Below are 13,833 nucleotides of genomic sequence, written 5' to 3'. Positions count from 1 at the left end.
CGTTCGGCGTCTCCGGGCGCGCGCGTTTCGGGGTCGCCCGCCGCCCGCGTTTCAGAGTCTCGGGCCGCGCACGTTTCGGCGTCTCCGGGCGCGCGCGTTTCGGCGTCTCCGGCCGCGCACGTTTCGGCGTCGCCGGCCGCGCGCCTTTCGGCGTCGCCGGGCGCGCGCCCAGCGGGTGAGGCCCGGCAGATGGGCGCGCGGCGGATGAGGCCCGCCGCGCACCGGCGCCCACCGGCTTCCGCAAGCCATCACGCGGCGTTCACGGCCGCGCCACACGATGGGCCACCGAGGCCTGAATGAGTGGTTCCGCTCAGTGAGTCACTCGGAGGCACCGGAGGGCTGCCCCATGACCGGGACCGAACCCACGTCCGTCATCGGCCGTCGTCGTCTTCTGCTCGCCTCGGGCGCCGCCGTGGCGGCGGGCCTGGCGGGCACCGCGGGAGCACTGCTGCCCCGCCAACGCCGACACGCGCCCGAACGGCCCCCCGCCAGGGCCGTACGCCCGGAGGCGACCCGCACCGCGTCCACCACCCTGGAGACGACCGCCCGCCCGGGCGGCCCCGCCCGCCCCGGCGTCTACCGGCGGCTGATCTCCGGCCCGGGCTGGCCGACCGTCGTACGCGAGGAGCTGGCCGCGGCCCGCACCGGGCGTGAGGACCGCCGAACCCCGCTCGCCTGCTTCGTCCAGTTCACCGATCTGCACCTCGCCGACGTGCAGAACCCGCTGCGCACCGAGTTCCTGCGGGCGCGGTCGGCGACCGCGTGGCGGCCGCAGGAAGCGCTGACCGTCGCGGGCGCGGTGGCGCTGGTGGAACAGGCGAACGCACTCCGGGCGGGCCCGCACACCGCGCTGCCGCCCGCGTTCGTGATGACGACCGGCGACAACCTCGACAACAACTCGGCGATCGAGCTGGAGTGGTTCCTCACGCTCATGAGCGGCGGCCGGATCACGCCGAACACGGGTGACCCGACCGCGTACGAAGGCGTCCAGAACTCCGGACTGCCTCTCTTCTGGCACCCCGGCGACGCGACCGTACGCGACCTGGACAAGCGGCGCGGGCTGCCGCTGATCCCCGGCTTCCTCGCCGCCGCGACCCGGCCGGTGACGAGCCCGGGGCTGCGGATCCCCTGGTACTCCACGGCCGGCAACCACGACGCCCTGCCCGGCGGCTGTCTCTCGCCCGCGCTCGGTGACATCGCCGTCGGCGCCCGCAAGCTCCTCTCGGTGCCGGACGCGGACGCGGCCGCCTACGCGAACGCGCTGCGGACCGGGGACGACCCCAAGAGCACGGTCCTCACCGCCATCCTGCGCCGGCACACGGCAGAGGCACGGCAGGTGACCCCCGACGAGCGCCGCCGGCTGTGCACCCCGCACGACTACCTGACCGCCCACCTCGACCCCGCGTACACGGGTGCGGGACCGGTCGGGCACGGCTACTCGCCGGACCATCTGAACGACGACCGCCTGTACTACTCCTTCCGGATCGCCGAGAACGTCGTCGGCGTCAGCATCGACACGACGTACCGCAGCGGCCACTACGAGGGCTCACTCGGCACCGAACAGCTCCGCTGGCTGGAGCGGACCCTGACCGCGCACAGTTCGCGGTCCTACGACACCGACGGCCGACTCGTCCGCCACCCCGCCGCCGACGACGCCCACGTCCTGGTGTTCAGCCACCACCACAGTCCGAGCATGACCCGCCGCCCCGACGCCGCCCGCACCGACGAGCCCCGTCACGACGGCGCCGAGGTCATCGCCCTGCTCTCCCGCTTCCCGAACGTGGTGGCCTGGATCAACGGCCACAGCCACGTCAACCGCGTCACCCCGCACGCGCACCCGTCACCCGACCGCTCCTTCTGGGAGGTCAACACCGCCTCCCACGTGGACTATCCGCACCACGCCCGGCTGCTCGAACTCGCCGACAACGGGGACGGGACGGTGTCCCTGTTCACCACCCTCGTCGAGTCCGCCGCCCCGCACCGCACCTCCGCCGACTTCTCCGACCTGTCGGCGACCGGTCTCGCCTCGCTGTACCGGGAGCTGGCCTACAACGCTCCGGGGCTCGCCGAGGGCATGCGGGCCGGCGTCATGGAGGGATGGGCGGGCGGTCCGGGCGACCGCAACGCCGAGCTGCTGAAAGTCACCGCGTGACGCGCACCGCACCTCGGCGGTCGTGGCGGCCGTGGCGGCCGTGGCGGCCGTGGCGGCCGTGGCGGCCGTGGCGGCCGTGGCGGTCGTGTCGGTCGTGGCGGCCGTGGCGGCCGTGGCGGTCGTGTCGGTCGTGGCGGTCGTAGAGCCTTGAGAATCGGCAGCCACCGGGCTCGGCACCGCGCCGGAGCGGGCACGGGGCGCGGGCTTGACAATCCGCTTCCCCTGCCTGAAGGCTGACCGACCAGTCGGTTTGAGGGAGTGGATCGTGACCGAGCTGAGCATCTCGACCGCGGCGGGCGTGTTCGACGCCATCGCCGCAGGTCCGCCCGGGGGCCGACCGGTCCTCCTGTTGCACGGCTTCCCCCAGACGGGGCTGGCGTGGCGACGGCAGATCACGGCGCTGGCCGCGCACGGCTACCGTGTGGTCGCGCCCGACCAGCGTGGCTACTCCCCCGGGGTCCGCCCGACGCGGCCCGAGGACTACCGCATCAGCGTCCTGGTCGACGACGTCGTCGCGATCACGGAGGAACTGGGCTGGCCCACGTTCGACCTGGTCGGACACGACTGGGGCGGCGCGGTGGCATGGTGGACGGCCGCCGCCCATCCCGGCCGCGTCCGCACCCTGACAGTCGTCTCGACCCCGCATCCCGGCGCTCTCGCCACAGCTCTGCGCACCGACGAGGACCAGCGCGCGCGGTCCCACTACATGCGCGACTGGCGCGAGACGCCCGCGACCGAGGATCGCATGCTGGCCGACGATGCCCGGCTGCTGCGCACGCTCTATGCGGGAAAGGTCCCGCGGGCCAGTGCCGACGCCTACGTCCGGCACCTGTCCCGGCCGGGCGCCCTCACCGCGGCCTTGAACTGGTACCGGTCCGGCCGCCCCGAGGGCGCGATCGGCGTCATCGAGGTACCCACGCTGTACGTCTGGAGCACGGAGGACACCGCGTTCGGCCCGGCTCCCGCACACGACACCGGGCGGTGGGTCGACGGGCCGTACCGGTTCGAGATCCTTCCGGGCCTCAGCCACTGGATCCCCGAGGAGGCTCCCGAGACGCTGAACCGTCTGCTGATCGACCACCTGCAAGCACACGGGCAGAACGGCGTCCCCGCGGACACCTCCCCCGGCGATGTGCGGGAGCGGACGGCGGAACAGGCACTCGGCCAGTGACGACCGGCCTTCGTGGACGGTGGCCGGGAGGAATCACCGCGCTCCGGCCGCTGTTGTCCCCCATGGCAGACCTTGACCGACTCCCCTGGAGGCCGAGCGTGTACGGCGACTCAGAGACGATTCGCAAGATCCTCACCGAGCGGGGTGACACCTGGGCGATCGTGGGACTCTCGTCGAACCAGCGCCGCGCGGCCCACGGCGTCGCCGACGTCCTCCAGCGGTACGGCAAGCGGATCGTGCCCGTGCACCCGAAGGCCGAGACGGTCCACGGCGAGCAGGGGTACGCGTCCCTCGCGGACATCCCCTTCGACGTCGATGTCGTCGACGTCTTCGTCAACAGCGACCTCGCCGGGCAGGTCGCGGACGAGGCCGTCGCCATCGGCGCCAAGGCCGTCTGGTTCCAGCTCGACGTCATCGACGAGGACGCTTACGAGCGGACGCGCGCCGCCGGACTCGACATGGTGATGGACCGCTGCCCGGCCATCGAGATCCCGCGCCTCGGCTGACGCGCCGGGACCGAAGCGACGTGCCTCGACCGTCCGGTCTTCCGGACGGTCGGCTGATGACCGTTGCCGGAGGCTGATGACTGATGGCTGATGGCTGATGGCTGATGGCTGATGGCTGATGGCTGATGGCTGATGGCTGATGGCTGATGGCGAATTGTTGGTGACCGCCGGCCGCCGGCTGTGCCGACCGAGCCGGTCCAGTGGCCCGGCCCCGGCCCGACCGGCCCCGCGGGGGTGGCGGCTGTCCGGCCCAAGAGGCGCCCGGACAGCGGCGGTTGACTCCGAGCGGCTCGTACGGGTTTCCTGCTGCGATGTCCATCCTGCGCATCGAAGCCCCGGACGACGAGGCCCGCCTCGCCGACTGGCGGCACGTCCACAACGTGATCGTCCCGCCCGCCGCCCTGTCGCTCGACGACGTGCGCGAGCGCGTCCGGCGCAACCGACTGGAGGTCGCGTACGTCGGCGATGTCCTGGTGGGCTGCACGACCGTACGTCCGCCTGCCGGCGACAGCGCGACGGCGACCGTGATCGCCCGCGTGCTCACCGAGCACCGCGGGCAGGGCTTCGGCGAGGAGCTGTACGCGCGTGGTCTGGAGCAGGCACGCGGCTTGGGCGCCGAGGTGATCGAGACGGTCGTCCTCGCGGCCAACGAGGACGGACTGCGCTTCGCCCGGCGGCACGGTTTCGCGGAGATCGAGCGCTATGTCCTGCCGGGCGAGACCGCTGAATGGATCGACCTGAGACTGAACTGAGCGCGGCGGAACCCCGGTGATCCGCCCGAGCGGTCAAGCCCTCGGCCGGTCCCGCCCATCCGCTTCCCGACCGTCGCGGCCGTCAGCCTCCCCGTCGGCCCGCCGATTGTCTTCCCGGTCGTCCCGCCGAGCCGCCTCCCCGGCCTACCGCCCATCCGCTTCCCGACTGTCCCGCCCGCCCCAAGGAGCGACCACCCCGTCGTCCGCGTCGTCCGCCCGGTCGAGGAAGCCCGCGACCGTCTCCCGGAATTCCTCGGGGGCGTCGAGCCACGGGAAGTGGCCGGCGCCGGACAGGACGGTGAGTTCGGCCCGGGTGAAAAGGTCCGCGACGGCGGCGGCGACGCGGGGCAGGGGACCACTGTCCAGCTCGCCCGCGACGAGCAGTACGCGCGCGTCCCAGGCGGCGGCGACGGCGCGGGCCGCGGCGGGCCGGAAGGCGCCGGGGGCCGCGTAGAGATCGGCGGCCTCCTCGTTGGTCTGCTCGACGTCGACCGCGGCATGCGCCATCGCCGCCGCGTCCCAACGCCCGTAGAAGAACGGGGTGGCCGCGTCCCAGTCGGTGTCGGTCGCGGTGCCGGCCCAGATCCGCCCGTACGCCTCGCGCGCGCTCTCGAACCACGGTTCCGCCGTACGCCGCGCCGCACCCTCCGCGCGGTGCTCCGCGGTGAAGTCGACGCCGAGCGCCCGCGCCCGTCCGGTGACCAGGGTGAGGGTCCGGACGCGCCGCGGGTGGCGGACGGCATAGAGAAGCGCGAGATCGGCCCCCGCCGAGTGGGCGAGAAGATCGACCCGGTCGAGTCCGAGGTGGGCGCGGAACGCCTCGACGTCGTCGACCTGCCGGTCGCAGCGGTACGTCGCCGGGTCGGCCGGGAGTGCCGAGTCGCCGGTGCCCCGCAGATCGAGCACGCACAGCCGGCGGTGCCGAGTCAGTCCGCCGAGGTCTCCGAGGTAGGCGGAGGCGCGCATGGGTCCGCCGGGCAGGCAGAGCAGCGGTTCACCCTCGCCCCGTGTGTGATGGGCGAGTCGGGTTCCGTCGGGAGCGGCGAAGATCGGCACGCCCGCCATCGTCGCCCGCACGGCGGAGCGTGGGCAAGCGGTTTGATGGATCATCAAGTCACTGGCAACGCAAGGCGGTTGTCCGATACGCCGCAAAAATGCGTTCAGCTCGACCCGGGCACGCGTCGCCTTCGTCTCCGGTTCTCCCGCCGTACGTCTCCGATTGCTTCCATCGGGAGATGGACCACATCACGTTCCTCGTGGCGGTCGTCATCGTCACGGCTCTGGCCTTCGATTTCACCAACGGATTCCACGACACGGCGAACGCGATGGCCACGTCCATCGCGACCGGGGCCCTGAAACCGCGAACAGCGGTCCTCATCAGCGGTGTTCTGAACGTGGGAGGTGCGTTCCTGTCCACCGAGGTCGCCAAGACGATCTCCGGCGGGATCGTCGACGACACGCTCGTCACTCCGGGCATGATCTTCGCAGGCCTGGTCGGGGCGATCCTGTGGAACCTGCTGACCTGGCTGCTCGGGCTTCCCTCCAGTTCCTCGCACGCCCTGTTCGGCGGACTCATCGGCGCGGTGTGGGTCGGCGCGGGTGAGCAGGGCGTGCACTTCGACAAGGTGGCCGAGAAGATCCTGATCCCGGCGGTGGCCTCGCCGATCGTGGCGGGGGTCGCCGCGCTGCTGGCCACCTACCTCGCGTACCGGATCACCGCCCGCGCCCGCGAGAAGTCGGTGACCAGGGGCTTCCGGCTCGGGCAGATCGCCTCGGCCTCCCTGGTGTCGCTGGCGCACGGCACGAACGACGCGCAGAAGACGATGGGTGTCATCACGCTGACGCTGATCTCGGCGGGCGCGCTCGGCCATGACGCCGGTCCGCCCGCGTGGGTCATCGCGTCGGCGGGGCTCGCCATCGGGCTCGGCACCTACCTGGGCGGCTGGCGGATCATCCGGACCATGGGCAAGGGGCTCACCGACATCCGGTCACCGCAGGGCTTCGCCGCCGAGGCGGCCTCCACGACGGTGATCCTCACCTCCGCCCACCTCGGTTTCGCGCTCTCCACCACGCAGGTCTGCTCGGGCGGCATCCTCGGCGCCGGACTGGGCAGGAAACTGGCCGAGGTGCGCTGGGGAACCGCGGGCCGTATGGCGGTCGCCTGGCTGATCACACTGCCGGCCGCCGCGCTGGTCGGCGGGGTGTCGGCGAGCGTCGTGAAGCACGGCGGGACGTTCGGCACCGTCGTGATCGCGCTCGTCGCGGCGGCCGTCGCCTCGGTCATCGTCGCGGCCGCGCGCCGCAACCCGGTGCACGCCTCGAACGTCAACGACCACCACGCGGTCACCGTCCGTACGGCGGCGCCGGCCGGCGTCGGCACGGCCGCCTGAGCCAAGGGGAGTTCCGCAGATGCATCTCGACTGGACCGCTCTCGGCGAGGTCGCCGCGGTGAGCGTCGGAGTGACCGTGGCCGCGGTCGTCGTCTTCGCCCTCGGCGTGCTGGGCCTCGCCCGCGTCGAGGCCGCGCGGGACGGCGGCAGCGGCGGCGACGCCCTGGGGTTCGCGCAGGCCGCGCTCTGCTTCCTCGGCTGCGCGGCCGTGGTGGCGTACGGCCTCTATCTGATCGTGCCGCAGTTCCACTGACACGGCGGGAACAGGCCGATCGACAGACAATCGGAACACGGGAAAAGGAGGGCCGGATGACGGAACTGCTGGCAGGCATGCGGGTGGACTACACCGACCACGACGACCCCGTACTGATCCGGCCGGACGGCAGCCCGGTGGACACCTGGCGGGAGAACTACCCGTACGAACAGCGTATGGAGCGCAAGGAGTACGAGTGGCACAAGCGGCTCCAGCAGATCGAGCTGCTGAAGCTGCAGAGCTGGATCAAGGCGACGGGCCGACGGCTCGTCATCGTCTTCGAGGGGCGCGACGCGGCCGGCAAGGGCGGCACGATCAAGCGGTTCACCGAGCATCTCAATCCGCGCGGGGCCCGGGTGGTGGCGCTGGAGAAGCCGACCGAGCGGGAGCGCGGGCAGTGGTACTTCCAGCGGTACGTGGAGCATCTGCCGACCGCGGGCGAGATAGTGATGTTCGACCGGTCCTGGTACAACCGGGCGGGTGTGGAGCGTGTGATGCGTTTCTGCACCGACGACGAGTACCGGCGCTTCATGCGGCAGGCGCCCGCTTTCGAGCGGATGCTCGTCGACGACGGCGTGGACCTGGTCAAGTTCTGGTTCTCGGTCTCGCAGAGCGAGCAGCGCACCCGCTTCACGATCCGTCAGGTCGACCCGGTACGACAGTGGAAACTGAGCCCCATGGACCTGGCCTCGCTGGACCTCTGGGACGACTACACGGCGGCCAAGGTCGCCATGTTCCGCGAGACGGACACCGAGCAGGCGCCCTGGACGGTGGTGAAGAGCAACGACAAGAAGCGGGCCCGCGTCGAGGCCATGCGCAGCGTCCTGGCCCGCTTCGCCTATGCCGACAAGGACGAGGAGGTCGTCGAGAGCCCCGACCCGAGCATCGTGGGCGCGGCGGCGAACCTGCTGGAGGAGGGCGAGGACGACGGGACTCCCACGGGCGACCGCGCGGTCGCCCGCTGAGAGCGGCCCCCACACGGGAGCCCGCCCGCACGCCGCCTCAACCCCACGAACGCGACCGCACCTGACTCCAGGCGCACGCGGACTCTCCCCAGTCACCACCGGCACGCAGGCTCGCCCACGCTTCACACCAAGCGCGGACGCGACCATGCCTCACTCCGAGCGGACGCGAACTCGACCGCGCGCCATCCCAGGCGCGCGGGATCACCCGCACTTCACACCAAGCCCACGGACGCGACCGCACCTCAGTCCAAGGTGACGCGGATCCGCCCCATGTCACCCCTGGCGCGCGGACGCGACCGCGCCTCACCCCTCAAGCGCAGGCCCTCTCGCCCGCGTGTCCTCCAAGGGCGCGGGCCCGCCGTATGGCGCCCCACGTCGCTTGGGTTCGCGCCCGCCTCACCCCGGGTGTGGGCGGACGCGACCACGCGTCGCCCCCCGGTACGCCCGCTGCGGCGGCCGTACCGGGCGCCCGCGTGGTGGCCTCAGTCGTGCGGCGGGTGGTCGGAGAGCCGGTGGTCGGCCAGGCTCAGCGCCTCGTCGACCACCCGGCGCAGATGCCCGTCCCCGAGCGAGTAGATCACCCGGCGCCCTTCCTTCCTCGTGTTCACGAGCCCGGCGAGACGGAGCCGGGCCAGGTGCTGGCTGACGGCCGGACGGGCCGCCCCGCACGCCTCGGTCAGCGTCATGACATCGGCCTCGCCGCCCGTCAGCGCATGCAGCAACGCGAGGCGGGTGCGATCGCCGAGGAGGGCGAGGAGCTCGGCGGCGAGCGCGAACTGCTCCTCGCCCGGGGTGCGCGGGTGCGCATCGTGCGCAGGTGATAGGTGCATGCGTGCGCTCATACGCACATAATGGCGTCGTGGACACCGCGCGTCCACTCCCGCGCACGGAAGGGGACGTACGTGAACGACCGGCACGACCACGACCACGGACATCACCACGGCACCGGCCACCACAGCCACGAGAACGCCGACGGGCGGAGCCACCAGCACGAGGACGGGCACGGGCAGCCGCCCAGGCATGGCCACGGGGGCGCCGCCGAACCGGGCCATGGTCACCACGACGCGAACGGGCCCGACCACCGGCACGAGCACGACAACGGACACGGGCACGGGTCCGGCCGGGACCACGCCCCCACCCACTCCCCCGGTCGGCCGCACCCGCACCCCCACTCTCACGAACGGGGCCGCATTCACCCGCGCGGCCTCGGGAGCCGGCTGCGCCATCTCCTCACCCCCCACTCCCACGAAACGGCCGACAAGCTCGACCGAGCGCTGGAATCGTCGGCCCGGGGCATGCGGGCACTGTGGGTCTCGCTGGCCGTCCTCGGCACAACGGCCCTGGCACAGGCCGCCGTTGTCCTGCTGTCGGGGTCGGTCGCACTGCTCGGCGACGCCGTGCACAACGCGGCCGACGCACTGACGGCCCTGCCGCTCGGGGTCGCCTTCGTGCTGGGCCGGCGCGCGGCGACACGGCGCTTCACCTACGGCTACGGGCGGGCGGAGGACCTGGCGGGCATCGTGATCGTGCTGACGATCGCCGCGTCCGCCGCCTTTGCGGCCTGGGCGGCGGTCGGCCGGCTGCTCGATCCGCAGCCGGTGCGGCACCTCCCCGTGGTCGCGGTCGCGGCGCTCATCGGCTTCGCCGGGAACGAGTGGGTCGCCCGGCACCGCATCCGCGTCGGGCGGGAGATCGGCTCCGCCGCACTGGTCGCGGACGGACTGCACGCCCGTACCGACGGATTCGCCTCGCTCGCGGTGCTGGTGGGCGCGGGCGGCGCGGCCCTCGGATGGCAACTCGCCGACCCTCTGGTGGGGTTGGCGATCACCGCCGCGATCCTGCTGGTGCTGCGCGATGCCGCCCGAGAGGTCTTCCGACGCGTGATGGACGCCGTGGAGCCGGAGTTGGTGGACCGCGCGGAGCAGGCACTGCGGGAGGTCGCGGGGGTGCGCGACGTGGGCGAACTGCGTTTGCGCTGGATCGGGCACCGGCTGCGCGCGGAGGTGGCGGTCGTGGTGGACGGCGAGGCGACCGTGCGCCGGGCCCACGACATCGCCGTGGAGGCCGAACACGCGTTGCTGCACGCCGTCCCGAAGCTGACGGCCGCACTGGTCCACGCCGATCCGGCACCGGCACCCGGCGAGGCGGATCCGCATCGGACACTCGCGCATCACGCCGTCGTATGAACGGCCCCGAAGCTTGGCGCCGACGCCTCCCCATGGGGCACGGGCCCGTCGACAAGGGCGGATCCGGTCGACGGCGGACCGTTCACGAACGGACGTGAGCCGTCAGACGATGCCCAGGCCCTCCAGCACCACCGCGTTCGGCAGTTCCGCGAACGCCTTGCCCGGTACGAGGAGTTTGCCGCGCCGACGGCCACTGCCCACGAGCACGTACGGCAACTCGACGACGGCCGAGTCCACCAACACCGGCCAGCCGTCCGGGAGTCCGATGGGCGTGATGCCGCCGTACTCCATGCCGCTCTCGCCGGTGGCGGTGTCCATCGGGGCGAACGAGGCCTTCCGAGCGCCCAGTTGACGTCGTACGGCGCCGTTGACGTCGACACGCGTGGTGGACAGGACGAGGCACGCGGCGAGCGTGGTCTCGCCGCCGCGCTTGGCCGCGACGACCACGCAGTTGGCGGACCGGTCGAGCAGATCCTTGCCGTAGTGCTCGACGAAGGTGGCGGTGTCGGCCCACTCGGGGTTCGTGTCGACGTAGACGATCTGCTCGGCGGGGGTCCCGCCGCGCCAGTCACGCAGGGCGTCGGCGACGGGGCGGGTGAGTTCGTCCAGGCAGTCGGGGGCGGGGACGGCGTGGTCGAAGCGTCCGATGGGTGCGCGCATGACGGCACGCTAACAGCCCGGCGGACCCACCCGACGGGAGCCTTCGGCGCACGGCGCGACGGTCCGCCGACGGACCCGACAAGGCCTCAGTGCACGAGCGGGACCGACACGGCCATGACCATCTCGACCGGAACCTCACCCTTGTTGGCGTACGTGTGGGGGGTGTTGGCCTCGAACGACACGCTCGCTCCCTCGGGGACGTGATGCTCGACGCCGTCGACGGTTAGGGTCATGTCGCCCGCGAGGACGTGCACGAGCTCGACGGTGCCGGTCGGATGCGGGTCCGACGGGCTGCCCTCGCCGGGCATGAGCCGCCAGTCCCACATCTCCAGCGGGCCCGGCGCCTCGGTGCCGGCCAGGAGCCGGTTGTAGCTGCCCGTCTCGGTGTGCCACAGACGTACCGCCTGATCGGCGGGGACGATCCGGACCTTGGGCCCCTGCTCGTAGTCGAGCAGGCTGGTGATGCTGACGCCGAGCGCGTCACCGATCTTGACGACGGTCCCCAGGCTGGGATTGGTCCTGGCCTGCTCGATCTGGATGAGCATGCCGCGGCTGACTCCGGCGCGAGCGGCGAGCGTCTCCAGGGTGAAGCCGCGCTCGGTGCGCCAGCGCTTCACATTGCGCGCCAGGGATTGAGTCAGCAGGTCGAGATCCGACACATTCCGTCCAATATTTTGAATGACAGAGTTCAATCAGATGAACTATCGTATGGTGCACCCGATCGTCCACCGAACTGTACTGCGAGGCACCCCGTGACAGCACTCTTCGCCCTGGCCACCAGCCTCCTGTGGGGCCTGGCCGACTTCGGCGGAGGTCTGCTGACCCGGCGCACGCCCGCCCTCACGGTGGTCGTCGCCTCCCAGTCGATCGCGGCGGTGGTCCTCGGCGCGATCGTGCTGGCCACCGGCGGCTGGAGCGCGGCGGGCCCTCAGCTGTGGTTCGCGGTCGCCGCGGGGCTGGTGGGTCCGGTCGCGCTGCTGTCCTTCTACAAGGCGCTCGCGCTCGGACCGATGGGCGTGGTCTCCCCGCTCGGCTCGCTGGCCGTGGCCGTCCCCATCGGCGTCGGCCTGTTCCTCGGGGAGCGTCCCGGGCTGCTGCAGATCGCGGGCATCGCGGTCGCCGTGGCGGGTGTCGTCCTCGCGGGCGGGCCCCAGTTGCGCGGCGCGCCCGTGCAGCGGCAGGCGATCCTGCTGACGCTGATCGCGGCGGCCGGTTTCGGCACGGTGTTCGCGTTGATCGCGGAGGCGTCGTCGTCGGTCACCGGACTCTTCCTGGCGCTGTTCGTGCAGCGCGTGACCAATGTCGTCACCGGTGGCGCGGCCCTGGCCGTCTCCGTCCGGCGCGGCGCGCGGGCCCTTCCCGAGGGCGGCTTCCCCTGGGTGTCCCTGCCCGCGCTCGCCTTCGTCGGCCTCGCCGACGTCGCCGCCAACGGCACGTACTCGGTCGCCGCCCAGCACGGCCCGGTCACCGTCGCCGCCGTCCTCGCCTCGCTCTACCCCGTGGTCACGGCCCTGGCCGCACGCGGTGTCCTCCGGGAACGGCTGCGCGCGGTGCAGGCCGCCGGAGCGGCGCTGGCGCTGGTCGGCACGGTGCTGCTGGCGACCGGCTGAGCCGGTTCGCTCGGGCGGGCCGGCCCCGCCCGAGACGACGGTCCGCCCCACTCCGGTCGACGGACGGCCCACTCCGGTCGTCTCCAGCCCGCTCCGGTCGCCTGACGCTCCACTCCGGTCGACGGACGGCCCACTCCGGTCGTCTCCAGCCCGCTCCGGTCGCCTGACGCTCCACTCCGGTCGTCGGCCTGCCCACTCCGGTCGTCCGACGGCCCACTCCGGTCATCGGTCCGTCCACACCAGTCATCGGTCCGTCCACTCCGGTCGACGACCGGCCCACGCCCTATGACGGACCGGCCACGGTCCAGTTGGCGGAAAGGGACTGCCCCGGTTCAGGACTCGGCGCGGATGTCGCCCGACGGGGCGTGTACGTCCTCGGCGGCGTCCCGCGCGTCGAGGTCCAGTTCCGCGAGCCGCGCGACCGTCTCCTCGTCCAGTTCCGACAGCGCGAGCAACTGCTCCGGGGTCACCCCGTCGGGAATCGGCACCGGCGGGGGTGTGCGCAGCGGCGGCTGCCAGCCGGCCACCGGGTCCCAGCGACGGACGACCCGCGCCGGCGCCCCGGCGACGACCGAGTGGTCGGGCACCGAACCGCGTACCACCGCACCGGCGGCGACCACGACGTTCCGTCCGATCCGCGCGCCGGGAAGGATCACCGCGCCGGTGCCGATCCAGCAGCCGGGCCCGATCTCCACGGGCTCCATCCGCGGCCACTGCTTGCCGATGGGCTCGTGCGGATCGTCGTACGAGTGGTTCGTGGACGTCACATACACATAGGGCCCGAAGTAGCAGTCGCTGCCGATCGTGACCGTCGTGTCGGCGATGACATGGCTGCCGCGCCCGAGCACCACACCGTCCCCGATGCGCAGGATCGGGTCGGGACCGAGGTCGAGATCGGGCATCAGGCCCGCGGTCAGCGTGACCTGTTCGGCGACGATGCAGTACGAGCCGAGATGGATCCAGGGTTCGCCGAAGACGGTGCCCAGCGGGAACGCCAGTCTGGTGTTCTCCCCCATGGCGCCGAAGCGGAACCGTCCCGGGCACTCGGCCGAGACCGTACCCGCGCGCCGCACCCAGGCCCAGCCCGCGTGGACGGCGCGCTGCGCGAGGCGTCGCCGCCATGATGAGAACGTGTTCTTGCTCCTGGACACCCGTTCACGGTACTCAGGGCGGACCGCGCCGATGCGG

15 protein-coding genes are annotated in these 13,833 nt (G+C 72.4%); 10 read left to right on the top strand and 5 right to left on the bottom strand.

Annotated elements, in window-relative coordinates:
* Positions 1 to 346: 346 nt before the first annotated feature.
* From ACIQRL_RS16030 to ACIQRL_RS16010, 5 genes are all read left to right on the top strand, one after another.
* Complete coding sequence (locus ACIQRL_RS16030) at positions 347 to 2,152, top strand: TIGR03767 family metallophosphoesterase (protein ID WP_401331832.1); 1,806 nt, start codon at positions 347 to 349, stop codon at positions 2,150 to 2,152.
* Positions 2,153 to 2,174: 22 nt separating this feature from the next.
* A complete protein-coding gene (locus ACIQRL_RS16025; RefSeq protein ID WP_401331831.1) occupies positions 2,175 to 2,303 on the top strand; it encodes a hypothetical protein in 129 nt (42 codons plus the stop codon).
* Positions 2,304 to 2,414: 111 nt separating this feature from the next.
* Positions 2,415 to 3,323 (top strand): alpha/beta fold hydrolase, encoded by a 909-nt coding sequence (locus ACIQRL_RS16020; protein ID WP_401332393.1) that lies wholly within the window; start codon positions 2,415 to 2,417, stop codon positions 3,321 to 3,323.
* Positions 3,324 to 3,421: 98 nt separating this feature from the next.
* Entirely contained in the window at positions 3,422 to 3,829 is a 408-nt protein-coding gene (locus ACIQRL_RS16015; protein WP_401331830.1) for a CoA-binding protein, read from the top strand.
* Positions 3,830 to 4,140: 311 nt separating this feature from the next.
* Entirely contained in the window at positions 4,141 to 4,581 is a 441-nt protein-coding gene (locus ACIQRL_RS16010) for a GNAT family N-acetyltransferase (RefSeq protein ID WP_401331829.1), read from the top strand.
* Positions 4,582 to 4,725: 144 nt separating this feature from the next.
* Here ACIQRL_RS16010 and ACIQRL_RS16005 read toward each other — a convergent pair whose 3' ends face one another.
* Complete coding sequence (locus ACIQRL_RS16005; protein ID WP_401331828.1) at positions 4,726 to 5,637, bottom strand: alpha/beta fold hydrolase; 912 nt, start codon at positions 5,635 to 5,637, stop codon at positions 4,726 to 4,728.
* 179 nt (positions 5,638 to 5,816) lie between these two features.
* On the opposite strand from ACIQRL_RS16005, the gene ACIQRL_RS16000 reads away from it, so the two are divergent.
* From ACIQRL_RS16000 to ppk2, 3 genes are read left to right on the top strand one after another with little or no spacing between them, the layout of a single operon-like run.
* A complete protein-coding gene (locus ACIQRL_RS16000; RefSeq protein ID WP_401331827.1) occupies positions 5,817 to 6,971 on the top strand; it encodes an anion permease in 1,155 nt (384 codons plus the stop codon).
* Positions 6,972 to 6,990: 19 nt separating this feature from the next.
* On the top strand, positions 6,991 to 7,224 hold the full coding sequence (locus ACIQRL_RS15995) for a hypothetical protein (RefSeq protein ID WP_401331826.1): 234 nt from the start codon (positions 6,991 to 6,993) through the stop codon (positions 7,222 to 7,224).
* A 56-nt stretch (positions 7,225 to 7,280) separates the two neighbouring features.
* Positions 7,281 to 8,189, top strand: a complete 909-nt coding sequence (gene ppk2, locus ACIQRL_RS15990) for a polyphosphate kinase 2 (RefSeq protein WP_401331825.1) — start codon at positions 7,281 to 7,283, stop codon at positions 8,187 to 8,189.
* A gap of 482 nt (positions 8,190 to 8,671) precedes the next feature.
* On the opposite strand, the gene ACIQRL_RS15985 is transcribed toward ppk2, so the two are convergent.
* Positions 8,672 to 9,031, bottom strand: coding sequence for an ArsR/SmtB family transcription factor (locus ACIQRL_RS15985; RefSeq protein ID WP_401331824.1), 360 nt, complete (start codon positions 9,029 to 9,031; stop codon positions 8,672 to 8,674).
* Positions 9,032 to 9,379: 348 nt separating this feature from the next.
* Between ACIQRL_RS15985 and ACIQRL_RS15980 the strand changes: the two genes are divergently transcribed.
* Entirely contained in the window at positions 9,380 to 10,375 is a 996-nt protein-coding gene (locus ACIQRL_RS15980; RefSeq protein WP_401332391.1) for a cation diffusion facilitator family transporter, read from the top strand.
* Positions 10,376 to 10,477: 102 nt separating this feature from the next.
* On the opposite strand, the gene ACIQRL_RS15975 is transcribed toward ACIQRL_RS15980, so the two are convergent.
* Entirely contained in the window at positions 10,478 to 11,035 is a 558-nt protein-coding gene (locus tag ACIQRL_RS15975) for a YbaK/EbsC family protein (RefSeq protein ID WP_401331823.1), read from the bottom strand.
* An 86-nt stretch (positions 11,036 to 11,121) separates the two neighbouring features.
* Entirely contained in the window at positions 11,122 to 11,694 is a 573-nt protein-coding gene (locus ACIQRL_RS15970; protein ID WP_401331822.1) for a helix-turn-helix domain-containing protein, read from the bottom strand.
* A gap of 93 nt (positions 11,695 to 11,787) precedes the next feature.
* Here ACIQRL_RS15970 and ACIQRL_RS15965 point away from each other — a divergent pair, with 93 nt between their 5' ends.
* The gene (locus tag ACIQRL_RS15965; RefSeq protein WP_401331821.1) at positions 11,788 to 12,645 is read left to right on the top strand and encodes an EamA family transporter; all 858 of its coding nucleotides are present in this window, start codon (positions 11,788 to 11,790) and stop codon (positions 12,643 to 12,645) included.
* A 332-nt stretch (positions 12,646 to 12,977) separates the two neighbouring features.
* On the opposite strand, the gene ACIQRL_RS15960 is transcribed toward ACIQRL_RS15965, so the two are convergent.
* The gene (locus ACIQRL_RS15960; RefSeq protein WP_401331820.1) at positions 12,978 to 13,796 is read right to left on the bottom strand and encodes an acyltransferase; all 819 of its coding nucleotides are present in this window, start codon (positions 13,794 to 13,796) and stop codon (positions 12,978 to 12,980) included.
* Positions 13,797 to 13,833: the final 37 nt, after the last annotated feature.

This window comes from Streptomyces sp. NPDC091209 (assembly GCF_044757755.1).
Lineage (GTDB): Bacteria > Actinomycetota > Actinomycetes > Streptomycetales > Streptomycetaceae > Streptomyces.
Note: the sequence above shows the minus strand (reverse complement) of the source record. Positions and strands in the feature narration are given on the sequence as shown.

What these genes read in the sequence shown, in the direction of transcription:
- ACIQRL_RS16030 (WP_401331832.1), top strand. Translation starts at nt 347, where the DNA reads ATGACCGGGACCGAACCCACGTCCGTCATCGGCCGTCGTCGTCTTCTG.
- ACIQRL_RS16010 (WP_401331829.1), top strand. Translation starts at nt 4,141, where the DNA reads ATGTCCATCCTGCGCATCGAAGCCCCGGACGACGAGGCCCGCCTCGCC.
- ACIQRL_RS16000 (WP_401331827.1), top strand. Translation starts at nt 5,817, where the DNA reads ATGGACCACATCACGTTCCTCGTGGCGGTCGTCATCGTCACGGCTCTG.
- ACIQRL_RS15995 (WP_401331826.1), top strand. Translation starts at nt 6,991, where the DNA reads ATGCATCTCGACTGGACCGCTCTCGGCGAGGTCGCCGCGGTGAGCGTC.
- ppk2 (WP_401331825.1), top strand. Translation starts at nt 7,281, where the DNA reads ATGACGGAACTGCTGGCAGGCATGCGGGTGGACTACACCGACCACGAC.
- ACIQRL_RS15985 (WP_401331824.1), bottom strand. Translation starts at nt 9,031, where the DNA reads ATGAGCGCACGCATGCACCTATCACCTGCGCACGATGCGCACCCGCGC.
- ACIQRL_RS15975 (WP_401331823.1), bottom strand. Translation starts at nt 11,035, where the DNA reads ATGCGCGCACCCATCGGACGCTTCGACCACGCCGTCCCCGCCCCCGAC.